The organism is Streptomyces profundus (assembly GCF_020740535.1).
Lineage (GTDB): Bacteria > Actinomycetota > Actinomycetes > Streptomycetales > Streptomycetaceae > Streptomyces > Streptomyces profundus.
Genome location: NZ_CP082362.1, coordinates 6,841,474 through 6,864,469, shown reverse-complemented (window position 1 = coordinate 6,864,469; position 22,996 = coordinate 6,841,474). Strand labels below are relative to the sequence as shown.

The following is a 22,996-nucleotide window of genomic DNA, read 5'->3' as shown; positions in this document are numbered from 1 at the left end:
CGAGGCGGGATGACCACCAGGACCGAACGCACGGCGCGGGCGCTGCTCGAACGCTGTGGGCAGACCTACGCGGCGCAGGCCGGCATCCGGCTGCGCGACACCCCGGCGCCGCTCTATCAGACGCTGGTGCTGGCCCATCTGCTGTCGGCCCGGATCAAGGCCGATGTGGCGGTGGCCGCGGCGCGTGCGCTCTTCGACGCGGGCATGCGGACCCCGCGCGCCATGGCGGACGCCAGCTGGCAGCGGCGCGTCGACGCGCTGGGCGTGGGCCACTACCGCCGCTACGACGAGCGGACCGCCACCCAACTCGGGGACGCCGCGGAGCTGTTGCTCGACCGCCACGGCGGTGACCTGCGACGGCTGCGGGCGGAGGCGCCCGGGCGGCTGCGGGAGTTCCCCGGCATCGGACCGACGGGCGTGGACATCTTCCTGCGCGAGGCGCAGGCCGTCTGGCCCGAGTACGCCCCCTATGTCGACGGCCGGACCAAGGAGGGCGCGAGCCGGGTGGGTCTGCCCCGCTCCGCCAAGGCGCTCTCCCGGCTGGTGCGGCGCGGCGACGTGCCCCGGCTGACGGCCGGCCTGGTCCGGGTCTCCCTCGACAAGGGCCTCGCCAGGGATGTGACCGAACTGGCCCACGCCTGACCTCGCACGACCGGTCCTGGAGGCGGAATCATGACGGATGCCGAGGCTTTCGAGATGGACGCGCTGTGGTCGGACTTCCACAACGCGGTGAACATGACCTCGCAGGAGCTGGCCGCCTGGCTGCGGGTGAGCGGCGCCGGCGAGGACGCCGAGCGGTTCCCCGACCGGGCGGGCCCCGAGCGGGGGCGCGGGGTGCTCTCCATCCTGCGCAAGCGGCAGATGGACCTCACCGACGCGGACATCGACCTGATGCGCGAGGTGGTGGAGACCGTCAGCAGCGAACGGGACGCCGGGCCCCGGGAGACCCGGCCCGAGCCGGACTGGCGCTACCAGCTGATGTCCCTGGGGCACGACCCGCTGCGGGCCGGCTGAGGCGGAACCCGGAGAACCCGGAGAACCAGGGGAGCGCCGGGAGGAGGGGCGGGGCCACCGCTCGGTGTGTCAACCGTCGACCGGCTTGGCCTCCCCCAGGGGCGGGGCGCTCGGACGGCGGCGGGGCTGGGGCACCGGACGGGCGAAGGGCCGCCACCAGGGCGCGGAGGGCAGCTCCCCCGACGGCTCGAACGACTCCCCCGGGCGGGGCGCGGCCAGCGGCACCCCGCTCTCCTCGGCCGCGACCACCGTCCGCTCGGCTGGCTCGTCCCAGGCGTGCGGGCCGAGGTTGAACGTGCCCCAGTGGATGGGGAGGAGCACCCCAGGCTCCTGGCCGGCGGCGAGATCGAGATGGGCGCGCACGCCCTCCTCCGGCGTCATGTGGATATCGGGCCAGAACCGCTCGCTGTAGGCGCCTATCTGCATCATGGTGGCGTCGAACGGGCCGTGTGCCCGGCCGGTCTCGGCGAAGCCGGGGAAGTAGCCGGTGTCGCCGCTGTGGTAGATCCGATGCTCGGGGCCCGCGACCACCCAGGACGCCCAGAGCGTCTGGAAGCGGCCGAACAGGCCCCGCCCGCAGAAGTGTTGGCCCGGCTCCGCGGTCAGCGTCAGGGCGCCGACCCGGGTCGACTCGTGCCAGTCCAGCTCGACGATCCTGGCGGCCGGCACGCCCCAGTGCTCCAGGTGGGCGCCGACGCCGAGGGGGACGGCGAAGAGCGCGTCCCCGGCGATCAGCGCCCGCACCGTGGGCAGATCCAGGTGGTCGTAGTGGTCGTGGGAGATGACCACCGCGTCCACCGGGCCGATCCGGTCGAGCGCGACCGGAGAGGGGTGCAGCCGGCGCGGGCCCGCGAAGGAGAACGGCGAGCAGCGCTCGCCGAAGACCGGATCGAAGAGCACCCGATGGCCGTCGATCTCGGCCAGCACGCTGGCGTGCCCCAGCCAGGTGAGCCGGAGGCCGGAGGCGGGCGGCGCCGTGGAGTCCAGCCAGCCGGGGCGGGCCAGCGGCGGCTGCTGGGCGGGGCGGCGGCGCGGCCGGTCGGCGGAGCGGGCCATGGCCCACACCATCTGTGGGATCTGCCGGGGGCTGGCCATCGCCACCGGGCGGCCGTTGCGGAAGGCGCCGTCCCGGTACTGCGGGGAGCGCGTGATGCGGGCCAGCCGCTCGCCCGCCGGCGGGGCGCCGAAGGCGGCGGGGCGCAGCCGGGCGAAGGGCGAAGAGGTGGGACGGGAAGCTGGCTCAGGCACGGGAACCTCCGGAACGCGTGTACGGAGCAACCCTAGTTGATGCCACTGACATTCCCCGGGGCCCGACCGACCGCCGGCCCTGGCTCCCGGAACCGACCGGCGGACCGTACTTGGCTTATCGCCGCCCTGGTCAGATAGTAGGGGGCATGGCTTTCTCCACCGTGGTCGTGATGGGTGTATCGGGTGTGGGCAAGACCACCGTGGCGCGGCCGTTGGCCGGGCGTCTCGCGGTGCCCTTCGCCGAGGCCGACGACTTCCACTCCGAGGCGAACGTCGCCAAGATGTCCGACGGCGTCCCGCTGACCGACGAGGACCGCCTCCCGTGGCTCAGGTCCATAGGCGTCTGGCTGGGCGAGCGGGTGCGCACCGGCGAGGGCGGGGTGGTGACCTGCTCCGCGCTCAAGCGGAAGTACCGCGATCTGCTGCGCGAGGCCGACCCGGACGTCTTCTTCCTGCATCTGTCCGGCTCGACGGAGCTGGTCGGCGAGCGCATCGAGCGGCGCACGGACCACTTCATGCCGCCCTCGCTCCTGCACACCCAACTGGCGGCCCTGGAGCCGCTGGGCGACGACGAGCGGGGTCTGGTCCTCGATGTCGCCCCTGGCCCCGAACGGTTGGTGACGCTGGCCGTCGACGCCCTGACCGGCGACGTGTCCCAGGGCTCCGGGGAGAGAGGTTGACGCCCGCGTGGCGCGGCCCCGGGTGCAGCGGGGGGCGCCACGCGGGCGGACGGGCGCCTCGTGTCAGTCGCCGGTGTTGAAGGCGGCGTCGAACGAGGCGGTGGGCGGGGGATAGTCGTAGGCGCGCAGCCGGGCGAGCGCCTCGGGCGCCCCGGCCAGCCGGTCCATGCCGGCGTCCTCCCACTCCACGGAGATCGGGCCCTGGTAGTCGATGGCCCGCAGCATCCGGAAGACGTCCTCCCACTGGACGTCGCCGTGCCCGGCGGAGACGAAGTCCCAGCCGCGCCTGGGGTCTCCCCACGGCAGGTGCGAGCCCAGCCGGCCGTTGCGGCCGTCGAGCCGGCGACGGGCCTCCTTGCAGTCCACGTGGTAGATCCGGTCCCGGAAGTCGTAGAGGAAACCGACCGGGTCGAGGTCCTGCCAGACGAAGTGGCTGGGATCGAAGTTCAGGCCGAACGCCGGTCGGTTGTCGACCGCTTCCAGGGCCTGCTTGGTCGTCCAGTAGTCGTAGGCGATCTCGCTCGGGTGCACCTCGTGCGCGAACCTGACCCCCTCGGCGTCGAAGACGTCCAGGATCGGGTTCCACCGGTTGGCGAAGTCCTCGTAGCCACGCTCGATCATGCCCGGCGGGACCGGCGGGAACATGGCGACCAGGTGCCAGATGGAGGAGCCGGTGAAGCCGATCACGGTGTCCACGCCGAAGGCGGCGGCGGCCCTGGCGGTGTCGGCCATCTCCTTGGCGGCCCTGGTGCGGACGCCCTCGGGCTCGCCGTCGCCCCAGATCCTGGCCGGCAGGATGCCCTGGTGGCGCTCGTCGATGGGGTGGTCGCAGACGCCCTGCCCCACCATGTGGTTGGAGATCGCCCAGCACTCCAGGCCGTACTTCTTCAGCAGGGCCCGCCGGCCGGCCACGTAGTCGGGCTCCTTGATCGCCCGTTCGACCTCGAAGTGATCGCCCCAACAGGCCAGTTCGAGACCGTCGTAGCCGAAGTCACGGGCCAGTCGGCAGACCTCCTCCAACGGTAGGTCAGCCCACTGGCCGGTGAACAGGGTGAACTTGCGGGACATGGTGTGAGTTTCCTTCCGTTGCGCTGGCTCACTCGACGGTCTGCACGGGAGTGTGGACGGCGTTCTTCGCCGCACTCTCCTCGATCGCCGAGAGAACCCGCTGCACCTGGAGCCCGTCGACGAACGACGGTTCCGGGTCGGTTCCCTCCGCGATGGCGAGCACCAGGTCCCTGGCCTGGTGGGCGAACGTGTGCTCGTAGCCGAGGCCGTGTCCGGCGGGCCACCAGCCCTCCAGGTAGGGGTGGTCGGGCTCGGTGACCAGGATGCGGCGGAAGCCGCCCTCGGTCGCCGGCTGGGTGTTGTCGTAGAACTCCAGCTCGTTGAGCCGCTCCAGGTCGAAGGCCAACGACCCGTCCGACCCGTTGAGTTCGATCCTGAGCGCGTTCTTGCGGCCGGTGGCGAACCGGCTGACCTCGAAGGAAGCCAGCGCCCCCGAGGCCAGCCGGCCGGTGAAGAGGGCCGCGTCGTCCACGGTGACCTGGCCCAGTCGGCCGCTGCCGTCCGGCAGCTCGCGCTCCTTGACGAAGGTCTCGGCGGTGCCCGAGATCCCGGTGATCAGCTCTCCGGAGAGGTGCTGTGCCAGGTCGACGACATGGGCGCCGAGGTCGCCCAGCGCGCCGGAGCCGGCCGTCTCCTTGCGGAGCCGCCAGACCAGCTTCAGCTCCGGGTCGGCCCCCCAGTCCTGGAGGTAGACCGCCCGCACATGGCGCAGGGTGCCGATCCGGCCCTCGGCGATCATCTTGCGGGCCTGCGCGAGCGCGGGCACCCGGCGGTAGTTGAAGCCGACCATCGCCAACTGGCCGCGTGCCCTGGCCGCCGTGGCGGCGGCGACCATGGCCTCGGCCTCCGCCACGGTGTTGGCCAGGGGCTTCTCGCAGAGCACGTGCTTGCCGGCTTCCAGCGCGGCGATGGCGATCTCCGCGTGGCTGTCGCCCGGCGAGCAGATGTCGACCAGCTGGATGTCGTCCCTGGCGATCAGCGCGCGCCAGTCGGTTTCGGCCGAGGCCCAGCCGAGGCGGTCGGCCGCGGCGTTGACGGCCGCCTGGTCACGGCCGCACACGGCGGCCATGACCGGCGAGAGAGGCAGGTCGAAGGCCCGCCCGACGGTGCGCCAACCCTGCGAGTGCGCGGCGCCCATGAAGGCATAGCCGACCATGCCCACGCCGAGGGTAGGTGCGGAGGTGGAGTACGGCATGTAGATCCCTGTCAGTTGAATCCGGTCGGCAGATACTGCTCGACGTTGTCCTTGGTGACCACTGCGGAGTAGAGGGTGATCGAGGAGGGGATCTCGAACTCGGCGAGTCCGCCGACACCCTTCGCCTGCCCGACCGCGCGCGCCAGGTCGATGGCGGAGGCGGCCATGGTCGGCGGGTAGAGCACGGTGGCCTTGAGCACCCCGTTGTCGGCCTGGATCTGCTCCATCGCGTGCAGGGAGCCGGCCCCGCCCACCATGAAGAACTCGTCCCTGCCCGCCTGGTCGATGGCGCGCTCGGCGCCCACGCCCTGGTCGTCGTCATGGTTCCATATGGCGTGGAACTCGGGCTGGGCCTGGAGCAGGCCCGACATCACGCTCTGCCCGGACTCGACGGTGAAGTCGGCGGCCTGGCGGGCCACCTTCTCGATGTTGGGGTAGTTGGCCAGCGCGTCGTCGAAGCCCTGGGTGCGCTGCACGGTGAGTTCGAGGTTGTCCGGCCCGGACAGCTCGACGACCTTGGCGCCGTCGACGTCCTTGAGCCGCTCGCCGATGTAGTGGCCGGCGTTGAGACCCATGCCGTAGTTGTCGCCGCCGATCCAACACCGGTACGCCTGCGGCGTGTCGAAGACGCGGTCGAGGTTGATCACCGGGATGCCGGCGTTCATCGCGGAGAGCGCGGCCTGGGTGAGCGAGCGCCCGTCGGCGGGAAGCACCACGAGCACGTCGACCCCGCTGTTGACCAGCGACTCGATCTGCCCGATCTGCTGCGCGGTGTCGTTGGAGCCCTCGGTGATCTCCAGGGTGACGTCCTCGTATTCGTCGGCGCGCCGACGGGCCTCCTCGTTGATGGCGTTGAGCCACCCGTGGTCGGCCTGCGGCCCGGCGAAGCCGATGGTGACGGCGGGGCCCGGCTCGTCGTTGTTGGCCGCCTGGTTGTTGGCCCCCGTGTCGCCGTCGCCGTCACCGTCGTTGCTCTCGTTGCTGGTGCACCCGGCGAGGAGAACCCCGGCGCCGGCGGCGGCGCCTCCGAAGAGGAGCCCTCTCCGACCCATTCCGTTCATCTTCATCAGTAAAAGTAACCTTCCATGCGAATGAGGGTAGTTGGAGTCGTCTCCAACTGGTCTATGGCTGCTGGCTTGCGGAGCGGCGCTGGAGCAGCACGGCGGCCACGATGATGGCGCCGGTCGCGATCTGCTGGAAGGCGCTCTCCAGGTTGTTCAGGACGAACAGGTTCGTGATGGTGGTGAAGACCATCACCCCGAGCACGGAGCCGATGATCGTGCCCCGGCCGCCGGTGAGCAGGGTGCCGCCGATGATCGCGGCGGCGATCGCGTTCAGCTCGTAGAGGTTGCCGTTGGTGTTCTGGCCCGAGCCGGAGAGCACCACCAGCATGAAGGCGGCGATGCCGCAGCAGAGCCCGGAGAGCGCGTAGAGCATCAGCCGCTGCCGCTTGACCGCGATGCCGGCCAGCCGCGCGGCCTCGGGGTTGCCGCCGATGGCGACCGTGCGGCGGCCGAAGGTGGTGCGGTTGAGCAGCACCCAGCCGAGCACGGTGATCACGGCGAACATGATCACCAGCGGCGGGATGCCGAAGATGTAGGAGTCGCGCCGGCCCAGGTCGAGCACCGAGTCCACGGTGACCATCTGGGTGGAGCCGCCGGTGATCTCCAGGGCCAGGCCGCGCGCCGAGACCATCATGGCCAGCGTGGCGACGAAGGGCACCATCGGCCCGTAGGAGATCAGCACCCCGTTGACGAGTCCGCAGCCGAGGCCAACGGCCAGGGCGCAGAAGATGATGCCGCCGATACCGAAGTCCTGGGTGGCGACCGTGGTGCACCAGACCGAGGCCAACGCCACGATGGCACCGACGGAGAGGTCGATCCCGCCGCCGATCATCACAAAGGTCATGCCGACCGTGACCACACCGATCACGGACGCCTGCACCAGGACCAGCTGAAGGTTGCTGGTCGTCAGGAACTTGTCCCCCTGGGTGATGCCGCCGATCAGACAGAGCACGGCCAGGACACCGAGCAACGAGACAGTGTGCAGGTCGAACAGTTTGCCCAGGACCAGCTTGGGTCGACCGTTGGAGGCGGCGTCGGCGTGCGACGTCTGAGGGGGCTCCCCCGGTGGTGACGCCTTGTCGAGCGAGGCGGTCGAGGTCGGTTCCTGGGTGGCGCCAGTGGTCACGCCTGGCTCCCTTCCATCACGAGATCGAGAACCCGGTGCTCGTCTAGCTCCCGGGCGGGTGCGGTGTGCACCACCTGGCCCTCCCGCATCACCAGCACCCGGTCGGCGAGCCCCAGCACCTCGGGTATCTCGCTGGAGACCAGCAGGACGGCGACGCCGTCGTCGGCCAGGCGGCGGATCAGGGCGTACAACTCGGCCCGGGCGCCGACGTCGACGCCGCGGGTGGGCTCGTCGAGCAGCAGGACCTTGCAGCGGCGCAGCAGCCAGCGGGCCAGCACGGCCTTCTGCTGGTTGCCGCCGGAGAGAGTGCGGATGCGCGCATCGGGGTTGTTGGGGCGCAGCGACAGGTCCTGGGTGCTGGCGTGGGCCTCGCGCCGCTCCCTGGCCCGGTCGAGCCAGCCCCCCTTGGAGAAGGTCGGCAGCGAGGAGATGGAGACGTTGCGCGCCACCGACTCCAGCAGGAAGAGGCCCTGCGCCTTGCGCTCCTCGGGGGCGAGGCCGAGTCCGGCCTTCACCGCGGAGGTCACGCTGCCGGGCCGCAGCCGCTTGCCGTCCACCAGCACCCGTCCCGTGCTCGGCGCCCTGGCGCCGTAGATGGTCTCCAGGATCTCGGAGCGTCCGGAGCCGACGAGACCGGCGAGTCCGACGATCTCGCCGGGCCGCAGGGTGAGGTCCAGCGTCGTGAACTCGCCTTCCCTGGACAGCTCTTCGGCGACGAGGACCGGCTCGCCCCGGGTCGGGTCGAAGGGCGCGGTGCGGCGCGGGAAGTCGTACTCCACGTCGCGTCCCGTCATCAGGGCGACGATGTCCTTGGTCGCGGTGGACTGCGCCGGCAGACCGCGGGCGACGGCCCTGCCGTCCTTGAGGACGGTGACCCGGTCCCCGATCCGCCGGATCTCCTCCAGCCGGTGCGAGATGTAGACGACGGCGACGTTCTGCGCGGTGAGGTTCTCGACGATCCGGAAGAGGTTGTTGACCTCGTCCGGGTCGAGCACCGCCGACGGCTCGTCCATGACGATCAGTTGGGTCTCGTGGGAGAGCGCCCTGGCCATGCTGACGATCTGCTGGCCGGCGGAGGAGAGGTCGCCGACGATGGTGTCCGGGTGGATCTCGCCGTGGCCGAGCCGCTCAAGCAGGTCCGCCGTGCGCTCCCTGGCGACGGAGCGGCGGACGAATCCCGCCGTCGAGGTCTCGTGCCCCAGGTGCACGTTCTCCGCCACCGACAGGTGGGTCACCAGGTCGAGTTCCTGGTAGATGGTGGCGATCCCCAACCGCATGGCGGAGACCGGCGTGCTCAGGGTGACGTCCTTCCCCTTCCACCCGATCTGCCCCGTGTCCGGCTGGTGCGCGCCGGCGATCACCTTGATCAGGGTGGACTTGCCGGCGCCGTTCTGGCCCAACAGGCAGTGCACCTCACCCGGCAGCACGTCCAGGTCCACTCCGTCCAGGGCGCGCACGCCGGGGAAGGACTTGGTGATGCCGGTGAGAGTGAGTATCGGTGGTGGCGCGCTTGCCATGGCTGGTCTCCTGGGCAACTGTGCCGATGCGCGGACATGCGGGGGTAGGGCGGGGGCGGTGCGGTGGTGCGCCGGCTGGTCCGGGGTGGCTGGAGCGAGCCCCGGAGGGGCCGGATCGGTTCGGTCGCTACTGCGTCACGTCAGGTGTCAGGTAGGGGTGTAGCTGAAGAGGTGGTCACTGATCAGGCGCGCGGCGCCGGTCACGCCGGCGACGGGGCCCAGTTCACCGAGAACGATGGGCAGGTTGCCCGTGGCCAGCGGCAGCGACTGCCGGTAGACCTGGGTGCGGATGCTGGCGAGCAGCGTGTGGCCGAGGCCGGTCACGCCGCCGCCGATCACCACGAGTGCGGGGTTGAAGAAGCTGACCAGGGCGGCGATCACCTGTCCGGTGCGGGCGCCGCCCTGACGGATGAGGTCCAACGAGGCCACGTCGCCGGCCGAGGCCGCGGCGGCCACGTCGGAGGCGGTGAGGGCGCCGGCCGCGGAGAGCCGGGTGGCCAGTTCGACGGATCGCCCGTCCCTGGCCGCCTGTTCGGCGTCCCTGGCCAGTGCGGCGCCGCCGAAGTAGGCCTCCAGACAGCCCCGGTTGCCACAGGGGCACTGCCGTCCGTCGGCCTCCACCTGGATGTGCCCGATGTCGCCCGCGCTGCCGGTGGCGCCACGGTGCACCTTGCCGTCGGCGACCACACCGCAACCGATGCCGGTGCCGATCTTGACGCAGATGAAGTCCTGTACCGAGTGGGCGACTCCGGCGTGCCGCTCCCCCAGGGCCATCAGGTTCACGTCGTTGTCCACCATGACGGGGCAGCCGAGTTCCTGGCTGAGCACCTCACGGATGGGGAAGCCGTCCCAGCCGGGCATGATCGGGGGTGCCACGGGCACCCCGTCGGGGAAGCGCACCGGTCCGGGGACGCCGATCCCGGCACCGTCGAAGTGCTCGGCCAGGCCGGCGTTCCGGAGTTTCTCCGCCATCGACAGGACCTGCTCGCAGACGGCGACCGGGCCCTCGCGGACGTCCATCCGCTCGGTGAGATGGCCGAGGATCTCCAACTCGGGTCCGGTGACGGCCACATCGAGGGAGGTGGCGCCGATGTCCACACCCAGGAAGCGCAGTTCGGGCGCGAGCCGGACATTGTGCGAACGTCGACCGCCACGGGAGGCGGCGAAGCCGTCGCCGACCACCATGCCGGTCCCCAGCAGGCGGTCGATCTCCACCGCCAACTTCGACCTGGACAGCTCGATCTGGTCGCCCAGTTGGGCTCGGGAACTCGGCCCCGCGTCGCGCAACAGCCTGAGCAACCGCGCCTGGTGCGCGTTCGCGGGCCGAGCCGTCATGCGCCTCACGCTGCCCCTCCCGCCACCGTCGGCATCGATCCCCGGCACGATGTCCATGCCGGGCTTGCCGTGGGAATGTAGCAGTGGCGGGGCGAGGTGGGAAGAAGTTCCGCATGAATCACTTGAACTTTCTCCTCGGTGAGGACAAAGCTTCCGGAGGCACCCCTCTGAGCTGCGGAAACACCAACCCCGCCGACACCCTGGCAACGTTGCCCCGGGTGATTACGGTGAGATAACGGGCAGCGGGAGCGGCCCTCGGGCCCGTTTCGCGGCGCCTCGGCGACCGTTCGTGGATGTCCGTGGCCGTGCCCCCGGCGCCTCGGTCGCGCGCCACACCCCCTCACCCGACCGGGGGAAGCCGCCCTCCCTGCCGTGTCCCCCCTGAGGGAGCACCGAGGCGCGGGCGGCGGGCTCCGGGGGAAGGGGTGTGCGTGGTGCGCCCCCTGGGCAGCCGAGAGAAAGACAGCCGTAAACTCGCCTCAGGGAACTGAAGATCGAAGCGGGAAGAGCAGGTTCCCTCGCGTATCCCAGACCGCGATCGCCACCCTTGCCATTCGGGAATGCTGCCTATGCCACTCACCAGAGCGTCAAAGATGCTCCGCCCCCTGCGAGACCGGCAACGCCCCGCGCCGTCGCCGAGACCCCCGCTCCTCCGTGAGCTGCTGCTCGTCGGGGCGCTCTATATGGCGTACAAACTCGGAAGGCGCGCGGCCAACGGCCAGTTCGACGACGCCTATGCCAACGCCGAACGCGTCTGGGACCTGGAGCGCTTCCTCCGGTTGCCCAGCGAGGCCGCCGTTCAGGATCTGGTCCTGCACAGCGAGACATTGATCAGGTTCATAAATGTCTACTACGCGACTGTGCATTTTCCGGCCACGGTGGTATTTCTCATCTGGATGTACTGGCGCCGGCCCGGCTTCTACGTCTGGATACGGTGGACGATCACATGGCTGACCGGGGCCGCGCTGGTGCTGCACCTGTTGGTCCCGCTCGCACCGCCCCGGCTCTTCCGGCCGCTGCGGATGATCGACACCGGTATCGAGTACGGCCCGGCCGTCTACGACAAGCCCGACCCCGACTCGATGGCCAACCAGTTCGCCGCGATGCCGTCGCTCCATGTGGGGTGGGCGGTGCTGATCGCCGTCGGACTGATCGTGGCCACCCGCAGCCGGCTGCGGTGGCTCTGGCTGCTGCACCCGCTGATCACCGGGCTCGCCGTGGTGGCCACCGCCCACCACTACTGGCTCGACGGCCTGGTCGCCTGCGCGATCCTCGGCGTGGTGCTGTACTTCCTCAGGCCGCCACGACGCACCGTCTCGGCGGGCACCAGAACGGTGCCGACCACCGAGGTGACGGAGCCGGGACGGGCCCCTGACGTGGGCACGGTCGGCGCGGTCGGCGCCGTCGCGAACGTGGGCGACGAGGACCGGGAGGTCGCCACCCTCAGGAAGAAGCAGGAACTCGCGGCCCCAGAGGCCGGGGTCGCCCCCAAAGACCGCTGAGGGATGCCGGCTCTCCGAGTTTCCCCCGGGTTTCCCCAGGTTCCCCCGAGTTCCCCCGGGTTTCCCTCGGACCGCCGCGTGTGACTTCCCGGGTCAACCCGGTTTCGCCTGGCCGCCGGCGGCGCCCCCCATTACGGCGCCGCCGGCGGCCGGCCGGCGGGACTTTCGCTCCCTTGCCGCACCGATTGACGCCCCATATCGTGGGACCAACTTCCCTGTCCGCACACGGAAATGAAGCGGCGCCAGGGATTTCGTCGGGGAGGGAACAACAGATGTCAGGACGTGGGCGCCACCGCCGCTACCGGCCCAGCGCGGTGTCCCGCGCCTCATTGACCGTCACGGCCGGGGGCGCCGGCCTGGCGTTGCCGCTGGTCAGCGCGAGCGGCGCGAACGCGGCCCCGCTGGAGACCTGGGAACAGGTCGCCGAGTGCGAGAGCAGCGGCGTCTGGGACATCAACACCGGCAACGGCTACTTCGGCGGCTTGCAGTTCCAGCAGAGCACCTGGGAGGAGTACGGCGGCACGGCGTACGCCGCGCGCGCCGACCTCGCCACCAGGGACCAGCAGATCGCCGTCGCCGAGGAGGTGCTGCGCGGCCAGGGCCCGGGGGCGTGGCCCACCTGCTCGGTGCGGGCGGGGCTGGCCAGGGGCGGCGCGGAGCCGGCGATCTCCCCGGACGCGGGCACGAGCACGGCCTCGGCCACGGAGACACGCCAGGAGGCGGAGGTCCAGGTCGAGCCGGTGCGACAGGCGGCGGCGACAACGACGGACGCCCCCGAGCGCCATGAGGTGGTCAGCGGCGACACGCTCTCCGCGATCGCCGAGACCCATCGCGTCTCCGGCGGTTGGCAGTCGCTCTACGACCTCAACCGCTCCACGGTGGGCGGCGATCCGAACCTGATCTTCCCGGGACAACGGCTGGAACTGCGCCCCACCCAGGAGCAGCCGGCCGAGGAGCCCGAGCCGGAGCCCGAGCCCGAGCCGGAACCCGAGCCGGAACCCGAACCCGAACCCGAGCCGGAACCCGAACCGGAGCCGGAGCCTGAGCCGGAGCCAGAGCCCGAGCCGGAGCCCGCTGAGGAGCCGCAGGGTGAGCGGGCCGAGGAGCCCGCTCCCGCCGCCGCGTACCACTCCCCCGTCGACGCCGGCACCGGCACCGCCTACCACGCCTCCGGCGGCTCCTGGTCCCTCGGCTACCACACCGGCGTCGACTTCCCCGTCTCCACCGGCACTTCGGTGAAGTCGGTGACGGAGGGACAGGTCGTCTCGGCCGGCTGGTCGGGATCGTTCGGCTACGAGGTCATCGTGCGCCATCCGGACGGCCACTACAGCCAGTACGCCCATCTCTCGGCGATCTCGGTGTCGGAGGGGCAGCCGGTGAGCGCCGGGCAGCGGGTGGGGCGCGCGGGGTCGACGGGCAACTCCTCGGGCCCGCATCTGCACTTCGAGATCCGCACCGGCGAGGCGTTCGGCACCGATGTGGACCCGGTCGCGTACCTCCGGAACAACGGCGTCACCCTCTGAACGGGGGCGAATCTCGGCCAGATAACGGCCCCGCGAGACGCCGGCGGCGCGCGGGGCCGCCCGCCGATGTCCCCCGACGCCGCCCACCGCCCGTGAGCGCCTTTCGGAAAAGTTCGAAGAAGTTCGCGATCGTCCGAACTCGGCCGCGTGGTGCGGGCCTTGAGCGTTACCGGTCATTTCTCCGACGGCTGCCGGCCGCCCGGGGGCGCGCGGCGTCCGGGCGTGCCGGACGGGTGTGACGCGTCCGTCAATCGGGACAGATGCTCCAGTACCCGCCCAACAGGGGGAGGTTGACCTTCCGTTTCCTTCCCTGAACTGGCGCCGGGTCAGTAGTCTCAACCGGCGGGGTCATTTAGCGCATATGCAGGGGACATTGGAGACGTCAATGGAACGACCCACCTGGGCACCACAGGGCATTGATCTGTCCGTGCCGAGCGTGTCGCGCATGTACGACTATTACCTCGGCGGTTCGCACAATTTCGAGGTCGACCGCGTCACAGCCCGCAGGGCGGTGGAGGCGTTTCCCGGCCTCCCCAAGATCATGCAGGCCAATCGCGCGTTCATGCGCCGGGCGGTGCGCTACGCGGTGGCCGAGGGCATCACCCAGTTCCTCGACATCGGCTCAGGAATACCCACCCACGGCAACGTGCACGAGATCGCCCAGCGGGCCGACGGCGAGGCCAGGGTCCTCTACGTGGACAACGATCCGGTCGCCGTGGCCCACAGCCGCGCGGTGCTGGAAAACGTCCCCCTCGCCGACATCGTCGCCGCTGACCTCCGGCGCCCCGAGGAGATCCTGCACAGCGAACAGGCCGCGCGGCTGCTGGACTTCGGCCAGCCGGTGGCCCTGCTCCTGGTGGCGCTGCTGCACTTCCTCGACGACGAGGAGAAGCCGCTGGAGAAGGTCGCCGCCCTCCGTGACGCGCTGGCCCCCGGCAGCCTGCTGATCCTCACCCACGCCTCGGTGGACAACGGTCCCGTCACCGCCGCCCAGGGCAGCGAGCTGTCCGAGGTGTACCGAGGGAGCGGCTCCGATCTGGTGATGCGCGGCGAGTCCGAGGTGGCCCGCTTCTTCGACGGCTTCGAGCTGGTCGAGCCGGGCCTCGTTCCCCTGGGGCGCTGGCGACCCGAGGACGAGATCGGGGACGAGGACCCGCTGGCGTTCAGCGGCATCGCCGGGGTGGGGCGCACGGCGTGACCGACTCCCGCACCCCCCCGACCCTCCCGCCCGACGGCCTGCGGCGCTTCGCCACCATCTGGTGCCGCGCGGTCTACCCGGCCACCACCACCTCGATGACCAAGCGGGAGTTCGAGGGCCTGCTGACGGCCCTCGCCGAGCGCCTGGCCAGGGCGCTGCGCGCGCAGCCCTTCGACCCCAGCCCCGGGGTCTTCGTCGGCGAGGCGCTGGTCGCCGCGCACTGCACCGCGCCCGAGGCGCTGCCCCGCGTGCTGGGCGTCGTCGACGCCTATCTGCTCCTCTACTGCGCCGATACCGCCGCGCTCGGCCAGGAGGAGGCGCGCAGCCGCTGCGCCCGACTCCAGCACGCGATCTCGGCCGGCTTCGCCCGCGCCCTCCAGGAGCGCACCCGCAGCGAGCAGGAGTCGCTGTCGGTGGCCGCCCTGACCGCGCAGACCGAGATCGCCAACGCGCTCCACGAGAGCGAGACGCGGTTCCGCGCCGTCTTCAGGGACGCCGCGCTGGGCATCGGCATCGCCGACATCCACGGCACGATCATCGACACCAACGACTCCTTCGCCCGGATGATGGGCCCGCCGGCCACCTCGCGGCAGAGCCGCAACGTGCTGGACTGGACGCATCCCGAGGACGCGCCCGAGGTCTCGCGGATGCAACGGGAGTTGATGCGCGGCGAGCGCGAGCACTACCAGGTGGAGAAGCCCTACAACCGCAGCGACGGCACGGTGCTGTGGGCCAATCTGACGGTCTCCCTGCTGCGCGACGCCGAGGGCGATCCGCGCTACATGCTCGCGATGATGGAGGACGTGTCCGAGCGCCGGCTGCTCAACCTGCGGCTGCGCTACCAGGCCACCCACGACGCGCTCACCGATCTGCCCAACCGGTCGATGTTCTTCGAGAAGCTGGAGCAGGCCCTGGCCGCCGGCTCGCCGCAGAGCCGGGTGGGGCTCTGCTATCTGGATCTGGACGGCTTCAAGGCGGTCAACGACAGCCTGGGGCACGCGGTGGGCGACCAGCTGCTGATCGCGGTGGCGGAGCGCCTCCAGGAGTGCGCCGCCGAGCCGGGGCAGATGCTGGCCAGGATCGGCGGCGACGAGTTCGTGGCGCTGGTCGTCGACCCGCCGACCCCCGACGCCGTCGCCGAGCTGGCGCGCCGCGCGCTGGCGGCGCTGGCCACGCCGGTCACGGTCGGCGACCGGGAGCTGATGGTGCGGGCCAGCATCGGCGTGGTGGAGGGTCCGACGCGCAACCTCACCTCAGCCGAGGTGCTGCGCAGCGCCGACATCACGATGTACCGGGCGAAGGCCGAGGGCGGCAACCGCTACGCGTTGGCCGATCCCGACTCGGACGCCAGGGCGATCAGCCGCCACCACCTCACCCACCACCTGCCGGCGGCGCTCAAGGGCTGCGAGTTCTTCATCGAGTACCAGCCGCTGGTGAAGATGGAGGACGGCAGTCTGGAGGGCGCCGAGGCCCTGGTGCGCTGGAGCCATCCCCGGCACGGGGTGCTCGGCCCGGACCGTTTCATCCCGCTCGCCGAACACACGGGGCTGATCGTGCCGTTGGGCCGCTGGGTGCTCCAGGAGGCGGTCCGGCAGGCGTGCAAGTGGCAGGTGCGAGGGATCGGCGGGCCCCGCCCGCTGCGGGTGAACGTCAACCTCTCGCCCCGGCAGCTGCACCACCCCGAGTTGGTCGAGGACACCGTCGCGGTGCTGGAGGAGGCGGGCCTGCCGCCGAGCGCGCTCTGCCTCGAAGTGACCGAGACGGCGATGATCCGGGCCGACGAGCACGAGCTCAAGCCGCTGCGGCAGCTGGCCGAGCTGGGCGTCGGGATCGCGTTGGACGACTTCGGCACCGGCTACTCCAACCTGGCCAATCTGCGCCGGCTGCCCGCCAACACCCTCAAGTTGGACCGCTCCTTCACCCAGGGGCTCCAGCGCACCCCGGCCGATCCGGTGGACCTCAAGATCGTGGAGGGCATCGTGTCCCTGGCGCACGCGCTGCGCCTCTCGGTCACGGTGGAGGGGGTGGAGACCTCCACCCAGGCGGAGCAACTCCGCGATCTGGGCTGCGACTCGGCACAGGGCTGGTACTACGCCAGGCCGGGCCCGCCGGAGCGGCTCCCCGAGGCGGTCTGAACGCGCGCCCCCACAGCCGCTGCTGTGGGGGCGCGCGTTCAGCGCTCGATCACCAGCCGGCGCGGGAAGCGCGCGCGGGGCGGCGGCAGCCGCAGCGGTCCGGCGCCCGGGGTGATCGAGCCCAGCACGGCCGCCGCGTCGGCGCCCGTCGCCGCCGGCACGTTCCCCGGCAGCCCGTGCAGCGTGAGGAAGCCCAACAGCGCGAAGAGCAGCGCCTCCTTGGCGTCGGACGGCAGCCCGACCTCGTCCGTCGGGCGCACCCCGGCGGGCGCGGCCAGCGCCCGCAGCCGGCCGAGCAGCGTCGGGTTGCGCACCCCGCCGCCGGAGACCAGCACCTCCGTCAGCCCGAGGCCGGCGCAGGCCCCGGCGACCAGCACGGCCGTCAACTCCGTGACGGTGGCGATCAGATCGTCGGGGGCGAGCGGCTCGGCCGGCAGCAGGTCCCGCAGATAGCCGGCGTGGAAGAGCTCCTTGCCGGTGGACTTGGGCGGCGGCAGCCGGTAGTAGGGCTCGGCCAACAGCCGGGCCAGCAGGGCGGGTTCGACTCGTCCGCGCGCCGCGGCGGCACCGTCGGTGTCCATCCGCAGCGTCCCGCCGCTGGTCTCCGTGACGGCGGCGTCGATCAGCGCGTTCGCCGGGCCCACGTCATAGGCGACCAGCCGGCCCGTGGCGTCCCGCGCGGTGATGTTGGCGATGCCGCCCAGGTTCACCGCCCCACGGCGGGCGCCGACTCCGTCGAGCAGGAGCAGGGCGTCCAGCAGCGGCACCAGGGGGGCGCCCTGCCCGCCCCTGGCGATGTCCCTGGTGCGGAAGTCGGAGACCACGGTCAGCCCGGTGGCCTCGGCGATCCAGCCGGCCGCCCCGAGTTGCAGGGTGCCGAGCGCCCTCGCGCCGCTGGTCCAGTGGTAGACGGTCTGTCCATGGGAGGCGACCAGATCCCCGGCGCCGCCGGCCAACTCGCGGTTGGCGCGGGCCGCCACCCGGCCGAAGAACTGCCCGAGTTCGGTGTCGAGCCGACAGATCCGCTCCAGTGTGGTGGCCGCCGGCGGAAGGCACTCGGCCAGCGCGGCGCGCAGCGCCGGCGGCAGCGGTTCGCTGAGCGTCCCGAGGGGACGCAAGCCCACCCGCTCGTCCGGCGCGCCGGGCTCGGGGGCGAACGAGAGGTCGGCGACGGCGGCGTCCACCGCGTCGTGGGAGGTGCCGCTGAGCAGACCGATCACCCGCCGGGCCCCGGGCTCGGGCCGGCCGGGCGCCCTCTCGGTGGAAGATCCGGGCGACCCGGACGTCGAGCCCGCCCTTGAGCCCGCCCCTGGAAACACGGTGAGATCGGTCGGTGTCGGCTCGGTAGGATAAGTGAAGTCCATGAAAGTGATCCGTCACCCTCCGTGACCCGTCACTGCCTGCTGATCCCTCTCACCATTGGAGCATCCGAGGATGGCCCGACACCTCATCACCAGTGCGTTGCCCTATATCAACGGGATCAAGCACCTGGGGAACATGGTCGGCTCGATGCTCCCCGCCGACGTCTACGCGCGCTATCTACGTCAACGCGGGCACGAGGTCCTCTACATCTGCGCCACCGACGAGCACGGCACGCCGGCCGAGCTGGCGGCCCAGACCGCGGGGCTGCCGGTGGACGAGTTCTGCACCCAGCAGCACCGGGCCCAGAAGGCGATCTACGACGGCTACGGCCTGGAGTTCGACTACTTCGGGCGCACCTCGTCCGCGCAGAACATCGAGATCACCCAGCACTTCGCCCGGCGCCTCGCGGAGAACGGCTTCATCGAGGAACGCACCACCCGCCAGGTCTACTCGAACAGCGACGGCCGCTTCCTGCCCGACCGCTATATCGTCGGCACCTGCCCGTACTGCGCCTACGAGGCGGCGCGCGGCGACCAGTGCGAGAACTGCACCCGGGTCCTGGACCCGACGGATCTGCTGGACGCCCGCTCGGCCGTCAGCGGCAGCACGGACCTGGAGGTGCGGGAGACCAAGCACCTCTTCCTGCTCCAGTCCAAGCTGGAGCCCGAGGTCGACGCCTTCGTCGAGCGCCACGGCGCCGAGTGGCCGACGCTGGCCTCCTCCATCGCCAGGAAGTGGCTGACGGAGGGCCTGCACGACCGCTCGATCACCAGGGACCTGGAGTGGGGCGTCCCGGTGCCCGCCGACGTCTGGCCCGAACTGGCCGCCGAGGGCAAGGTGTTCTACGTCTGGTTCGACGCCCCGATCGGCTATATCGGCGCCACCAAGGAGTGGGCCGACGCGGCCGGCGAGGGCGAGAACAGGGACTGGCGCTCCTGGTGGTACGAGGCCGACGACACCGTCCGCTACACGGAGTTCATGGCCAAGGACAACGTGCCGTTCCACACCGTGATGTTCCCCGCCACCCAGCTGGGCACCAGGGAGCCATGGAAGCAGGTGGACTACGTCAAGGCGCTCAACTGGCTCACCTACTACGGCGGCAAGTTCTCCACCTCGCAGAACCGGGGCATCTTCACCGACCAGGCGCTCGAACTGCTCCCGGCGGACTACTGGCGGTACTTCCTGATGGCGTCGGCGCCCGAGTCGGACGACTCGGCGTTCTCCTGGGAGCTGTTCTCCTCGGTCGTCAACAAGGATCTGGCCGACACCCTGGGCAACTTCGTCAACCGGGTGCTGTCGTTCTCCCGGAAGCGCTTCGGGGACGAGGTGCCCGCCGGCCATGAGCCGGGCGAGGCGGAGCGCGCGCTGGGCGAGGAGGTCGCCGGGCTGCTCGCCGAGTACGAACAGCAGCTGGAGGCCCTCCAGTTCCGCAAGGCGGCGTTCGCGCTGCGCGCCCTGTGGAGCGCGGGCAACGTCTATCTGGAGGCGAAGGCCCCCTGGAGGGAGATCAAGGCCGATCCCGAAGCCGCCGCGCTGACGCTGCGCACCGCGATCAACCTGATCCACCTCTACGCGGTGGTCTCCGAGCCGTTCATCCCGTTCACCTCGACCGTCATCCGCGATGTCTTCGCGCCGTCGGACGCGGACGCCAGGGCGCGGCTCGCCACCGACTGGGTGGGCGCCGAGGCGGCCCGCTCCCTGGACACGGTGGCGGCCGGGACCCCGTTCACCGTGCCGCCCGTGCTCTTCACCAAGCTCACCGAGGACGATCTGGCCGCCTACCGCGAGCGGTTCGGCGGCGAGGAGAGCTGAGGCAAGGCTCCGCCCCCGCCGCCGGTCAGAGCTGATCCGCCGGCGGGGGCGGAGCCTCGTCGCCCTCGCGGGTCGCGATCAGATGACGCACCAGCGCGACCAGCACGCGGGTGGCCGAGGCGGCCTTCCGCGCGTCACAGCTGACCACGGGCACCCGGGCGTCGAGATCCAGGGCCGTCCGCACCTCGTCGACGGTGTAACGGACGGCGTGGTCGAACTCGTTGACCGCCACCACGAACCCGACGCCCCGCCGCTCGAAGAAGTCCACCGCGGGGAAGCTGTGTTCGAGCCTGCGGGTGTCGGCCAACACCACGGCGCCCAACGCGCCCTGGCACAGCTCGTCCCAGACGAACCAGAACCGTTCCTGTCCCGGGGTGCCGAACAGGTAGAGCACATGCTGGTTGTCCAGGGTGATCCGGCCGAAGTCCATCGCCACCGTGGTGGTGGCCTTGCGCTCGACCCCGGTCAGGTTGTCGGTCTCGGCGCTGAGCTGGGTGAGCAGTTCCTCCGTGCTCAACGGCTCGATCTCGCTGACCGCCCCGACCAGGGTGGTCTTGCCGACGCCGAAGCCTCCGGCGACAAGGATCTTGGCCGTGGTGGGGAAGGGCTCAGAGCCGTTCGCGGAGTCCACGCAGCACCGCCTCCAACAGGTCTCGGTCGATCGGGGACGCGCCCGTCCGGTCCGGCGCGTCGACGGTCACCGCGCCACAGGCCAGCAGGTCGCCCAGCAGCACCTTGGTCACGGTGGCCGGGAGCCGCACCTGGGCGGCGATCTCGGCGACCGAGATCGGCCCCGAGCACAGCTTCAACACCTGCCGGTGCTCCGGCCCCGGCACCTCCCGGCGCACCGCCCGGCCGGTCGCCATCACCAGGGTCATCAGATCCAGGCGCACCGGCGGCCTGGTGCGACCGCCGCTCGCGGTGTACGGGCGCATCAGCCGCCCGGCCTCCTCGTCGAGCCACGCGCCGCGCGGGTGCCCGGGCACCGGCTCAGTACCCGGCCGGCAGGCGCAGCGGGGTCTCCAGGACGGAACGCACGCTCTTCACCAGCAACGTCAACTCATAACCCAGCACGGCCACATCGGCCCTGCGGTCGGCCAGCGCGGCCAGTACCGCCCCCTGGCCCGCGCTGGTGACCGAGAGCAACGCCGACTCCCACTCCACCACCACCTGCCGCACCTCCCCGCCCTCGGCGAACCGGGTGCCGGCGCCCCTGGCCAGGACGTGCAGCCCGGAGGCGAGCGCGGCCAGCTGCTCCGCGGCGTCCCGCTCCAGCCCGTGTGCCGCCCTCACCAGGCCGTCGGTCGACAGCAGCACCGCGCCGCGGGCGTGCGGGACCCGCTCGACGAGGCCGGTCAACAACCAGCCGAGATCGGGCCGCTGCCCCCTGGGGGGATCGCTCACCATGATCACCTTCATCTCCTTGGGCAGGCGGAGGCGGACGGGGGTGCCGAGGGGCGGGGACGTCGAGGGTCAACGGCCCTCGGACTCCTCGGCCAGGCTGGCGCCGCGCCGGAACGCCGCCATCAGGCCGGGGTCCGGGGGCTGGACGTCCTCGTCGACGGGCGCGGGGCGCAGCGGCGCGGCGTCCCGTAGCTGCGGGACCAGATGCTGCTGGCGACGGCGGCGCGGCAACGGCGGCCGGTGGTCCCGGCCCGAGACCCGCTCGGCGGGGTGCGGGGCGGTCGACGGCGCGTGGTGGGTGGTCGCCGGCCCGGACGAGGCGGTGGTCGGAGCCGTGGACGGGGCCGTGGTCGGCGGGGGCGCTTCGGCGCGGGCGGTGGCCGGGGCTGGGGGGACGGGGGCTGGGGCGATCGAGGGCACGGCGGGCAGCGACGCGGGCGGCTTGGCCTCGGCCCCGCTGGGCGTGGACGGGAAGCGGGAGACGCCGCTCCCCCAGCGCGGCCCCATGGTGTGCCCGGGGGTGAAGTGCCCCTCGGACTCGTCGCCCAGCAGCTCGTGCGGCAGGACCAGGACCGCCTGGACGCCGCCGTAGATGTTGCTCTGGAGCCGGACCCCGATCTGGTGCCGCCTGGCCAGCGTGGCCACGACGAAGAGGCCGACCCTGCCGTCCTCCAGCAGCGCGGTCACGGGATGGCGCTCGGTGCCGGCGAGCACGGCGTTCATCCGGCCCTGCTCGGCGGGCGTCATGCCCAGGCCCCGGTCCTCCACCTCGATGGCGAGGCCGGCCGTGACACGTTCCACGCGGAGCAGCACATGCGTCTGGGGGGCGGAGAACTCCGTGGCGTTCTCGACCAGTTCGGCGAGCAGATGCACCACGTCGGCGACCGCGTGGCCGCGCACCGTGCCCTCGACGGGTGGCACCAGCTTGACCCGGGAGTACTGCTCGACCTCCGCGATACAGGAGCGCAGCACCTCGGACATCCGCACCGGCCGGCTCCACTGCCGCCGCGAGATGGCGCCGCCGAGCACCGCGAGGTTCTCCGCGTGCCGTCGGATGCGGGTGGCCAGATGGTCGAGGTGGAAGAGCCCCTTGAGCAGCTCGGGGTCCTCCACGTCGTGCTCCAGCTCGTCCAGATACTCGATCTGCCGATGCACGAAGGACTGCATCCGGCGCGCCAGATTGACGAACACCTCGACGCGTTCGTCCGCCCCGGCGCGGTCGTCGGCCAGCGCCACCGCCTGGGCGACGGCCGCCTCCGCCGCGTGCCGGCTGGACGCGATCTCGTGGCGGAGCAGATCGAGCGGCTGATCGCCCGGCTCGCTGGGCGGCGGGCCCTCGGGCTGCCTGATCCGCTCGCCGCGCTCGACCTGGTCCAACAGCGCCTGCAACTCCACCCGGCCCCTGGCGGCCTGGCGGCGGAGCGCGTGCAGCCGGGCGGCCTGGGAGGCGGCCTCCGCCCCGGCCAGCGTGGCGGCGACCGCGAGCACGGCGCCGACCAGCAGGCTCCCCCCGCTGAGCACCCCCCAGAGCGCGGCGTCCCCGGCGCGGCCATCGGCGGGCGGGCGGCTCTGTAAGACATAGCCGACGGCCAGGGCCGCGGCCAGCGCGACCGCCGAGGCGGGAAACAGTGCCAGGCACAGCAGTCGGCGCCGGAACCCCGGCTCCCGAAGCGCCGAGCCGCGGCCGTGCTGCCGGCCGTGGCGGGCGGTGCGGGGCACCTGGCGTAGCTGTTCTGGCATGGCTGTCCTTATCCGGCCGGTCAAGTCTGCGGAAGCCACGCTATGGGTCAACAGGCAGGCGAACAGGCATAGT

At 71.7% G+C, this 22,996-nt stretch carries 20 protein-coding genes; 8 read left to right on the top strand and 12 right to left on the bottom strand.

Annotated features, from left to right (window positions below; all coding sequences use genetic code 11):
• Window positions 1–9: 9 nt before the first annotated feature.
• Both K4G22_RS28820 and K4G22_RS28815 read left to right on the top strand, forming a co-directional pair.
• Window positions 10–642 (top strand): HhH-GDP family DNA glycosylase, encoded by a 633-nt coding sequence (locus tag K4G22_RS28820; protein WP_228083393.1) that lies wholly within the window; start codon window positions 10–12, stop codon window positions 640–642.
• Between the two features lie 30 nt (window positions 643–672).
• Window positions 673–1,014 carry a DUF3140 domain-containing protein gene (locus K4G22_RS28815; protein WP_228083392.1) on the top strand — a complete coding sequence of 114 codons (342 nt, stop codon included), beginning with the start codon at window positions 673–675 and terminating at the stop codon, window positions 1,012–1,014.
• A 69-nt stretch (window positions 1,015–1,083) separates the two neighbouring features.
• Here K4G22_RS28815 and K4G22_RS28810 read toward each other — a convergent pair whose 3' ends face one another.
• Window positions 1,084–2,262 (bottom strand): MBL fold metallo-hydrolase, encoded by a 1,179-nt coding sequence (locus K4G22_RS28810; protein ID WP_228083391.1) that lies wholly within the window; start codon window positions 2,260–2,262, stop codon window positions 1,084–1,086.
• A gap of 146 nt (window positions 2,263–2,408) precedes the next feature.
• Between K4G22_RS28810 and K4G22_RS28805 the strand changes: the two genes are divergently transcribed.
• Entirely contained in the window at window positions 2,409–2,942 is a 534-nt protein-coding gene (locus K4G22_RS28805) for a gluconokinase (protein WP_228083390.1), read from the top strand.
• Between the two features lie 63 nt (window positions 2,943–3,005).
• On the opposite strand, the gene K4G22_RS28800 is transcribed toward K4G22_RS28805, so the two are convergent.
• From K4G22_RS28800 to K4G22_RS28775, 6 genes are all read right to left on the bottom strand, one after another.
• Window positions 3,006–4,010: a sugar phosphate isomerase/epimerase family protein gene (locus K4G22_RS28800; protein WP_228083389.1), complete on the bottom strand. Its 1,005-nt coding sequence runs from the start codon at window positions 4,008–4,010 to the stop codon at window positions 3,006–3,008.
• Between the two features lie 28 nt (window positions 4,011–4,038).
• Window positions 4,039–5,205 carry a Gfo/Idh/MocA family protein gene (locus tag K4G22_RS28795; protein ID WP_228083388.1) on the bottom strand — a complete coding sequence of 389 codons (1,167 nt, stop codon included), beginning with the start codon at window positions 5,203–5,205 and terminating at the stop codon, window positions 4,039–4,041.
• 11 nt (window positions 5,206–5,216) lie between these two features.
• Complete coding sequence (locus K4G22_RS28790) at window positions 5,217–6,266, bottom strand: substrate-binding domain-containing protein (protein ID WP_228083387.1); 1,050 nt, start codon at window positions 6,264–6,266, stop codon at window positions 5,217–5,219.
• A 61-nt stretch (window positions 6,267–6,327) separates the two neighbouring features.
• Window positions 6,328–7,395 (bottom strand): ABC transporter permease, encoded by a 1,068-nt coding sequence (locus K4G22_RS28785; protein ID WP_228083386.1) that lies wholly within the window; start codon window positions 7,393–7,395, stop codon window positions 6,328–6,330.
• Entirely contained in the window at window positions 7,392–8,912 is a 1,521-nt protein-coding gene (locus tag K4G22_RS28780; RefSeq protein ID WP_228083385.1) for a sugar ABC transporter ATP-binding protein, read from the bottom strand. The genes K4G22_RS28785 and K4G22_RS28780 overlap by 4 nt, the downstream gene beginning before the upstream one ends.
• Before the next feature lie 147 nt (window positions 8,913–9,059).
• Complete coding sequence (locus tag K4G22_RS28775) at window positions 9,060–10,247, bottom strand: ROK family transcriptional regulator (protein ID WP_228083384.1); 1,188 nt, start codon at window positions 10,245–10,247, stop codon at window positions 9,060–9,062.
• Window positions 10,248–10,840: 593 nt separating this feature from the next.
• On the opposite strand from K4G22_RS28775, the gene K4G22_RS28770 reads away from it, so the two are divergent.
• The 4 genes from K4G22_RS28770 to K4G22_RS28755 all read left to right on the top strand — a co-directional run bounded on the left by K4G22_RS28770 (window position 10,841) and on the right by K4G22_RS28755 (window position 16,605).
• The gene (locus K4G22_RS28770) at window positions 10,841–11,749 is read left to right on the top strand and encodes a phosphatase PAP2 family protein (protein WP_425336820.1); all 909 of its coding nucleotides are present in this window, start codon (window positions 10,841–10,843) and stop codon (window positions 11,747–11,749) included.
• Between the two features lie 272 nt (window positions 11,750–12,021).
• The gene (locus K4G22_RS28765; protein WP_228083382.1) at window positions 12,022–13,272 is read left to right on the top strand and encodes a transglycosylase family protein; all 1,251 of its coding nucleotides are present in this window, start codon (window positions 12,022–12,024) and stop codon (window positions 13,270–13,272) included.
• Window positions 13,273–13,657: 385 nt separating this feature from the next.
• Complete coding sequence (locus tag K4G22_RS28760) at window positions 13,658–14,470, top strand: SAM-dependent methyltransferase (RefSeq protein WP_228083381.1); 813 nt, start codon at window positions 13,658–13,660, stop codon at window positions 14,468–14,470.
• Complete coding sequence (locus K4G22_RS28755) at window positions 14,467–16,605, top strand: putative bifunctional diguanylate cyclase/phosphodiesterase (protein WP_228083380.1); 2,139 nt, start codon at window positions 14,467–14,469, stop codon at window positions 16,603–16,605. The genes K4G22_RS28760 and K4G22_RS28755 overlap by 4 nt, the downstream gene beginning before the upstream one ends.
• Window positions 16,606–16,643: 38 nt before the next feature.
• Here the strand turns inward: K4G22_RS28755 and K4G22_RS28750 are convergent, their stop codons facing one another.
• Window positions 16,644–17,825, bottom strand: a complete 1,182-nt coding sequence (locus tag K4G22_RS28750; RefSeq protein WP_228083379.1) for an anhydro-N-acetylmuramic acid kinase — start codon at window positions 17,823–17,825, stop codon at window positions 16,644–16,646.
• Between the two features lie 214 nt (window positions 17,826–18,039).
• Here K4G22_RS28750 and metG point away from each other — a divergent pair, with 214 nt between their 5' ends.
• Window positions 18,040–19,779 (top strand): methionine--tRNA ligase, encoded by a 1,740-nt coding sequence (gene metG / locus K4G22_RS28745; protein ID WP_228083378.1) that lies wholly within the window; start codon window positions 18,040–18,042, stop codon window positions 19,777–19,779.
• Between the two features lie 25 nt (window positions 19,780–19,804).
• Here metG and K4G22_RS28740 read toward each other — a convergent pair whose 3' ends face one another.
• The 4 genes from K4G22_RS28740 to K4G22_RS28725 form a co-directional block, all read right to left on the bottom strand.
• Window positions 19,805–20,410 (bottom strand): GTP-binding protein, encoded by a 606-nt coding sequence (locus K4G22_RS28740; RefSeq protein ID WP_228083377.1) that lies wholly within the window; start codon window positions 20,408–20,410, stop codon window positions 19,805–19,807.
• Window positions 20,388–20,714, bottom strand: coding sequence for a DUF742 domain-containing protein (locus tag K4G22_RS28735; protein ID WP_228084258.1), 327 nt, complete (start codon window positions 20,712–20,714; stop codon window positions 20,388–20,390). Before K4G22_RS28735 ends, K4G22_RS28740 begins: the two co-directional genes overlap by 23 nt.
• Before the next feature lie 55 nt (window positions 20,715–20,769).
• Window positions 20,770–21,186: a roadblock/LC7 domain-containing protein gene (locus K4G22_RS28730; RefSeq protein WP_228083376.1), complete on the bottom strand. Its 417-nt coding sequence runs from the start codon at window positions 21,184–21,186 to the stop codon at window positions 20,770–20,772.
• Window positions 21,187–21,252: 66 nt separating this feature from the next.
• Entirely contained in the window at window positions 21,253–22,923 is a 1,671-nt protein-coding gene (locus tag K4G22_RS28725; RefSeq protein WP_228083375.1) for a sensor histidine kinase, read from the bottom strand.
• Between the last annotated feature and the right edge of the window lie 73 nt (window positions 22,924–22,996).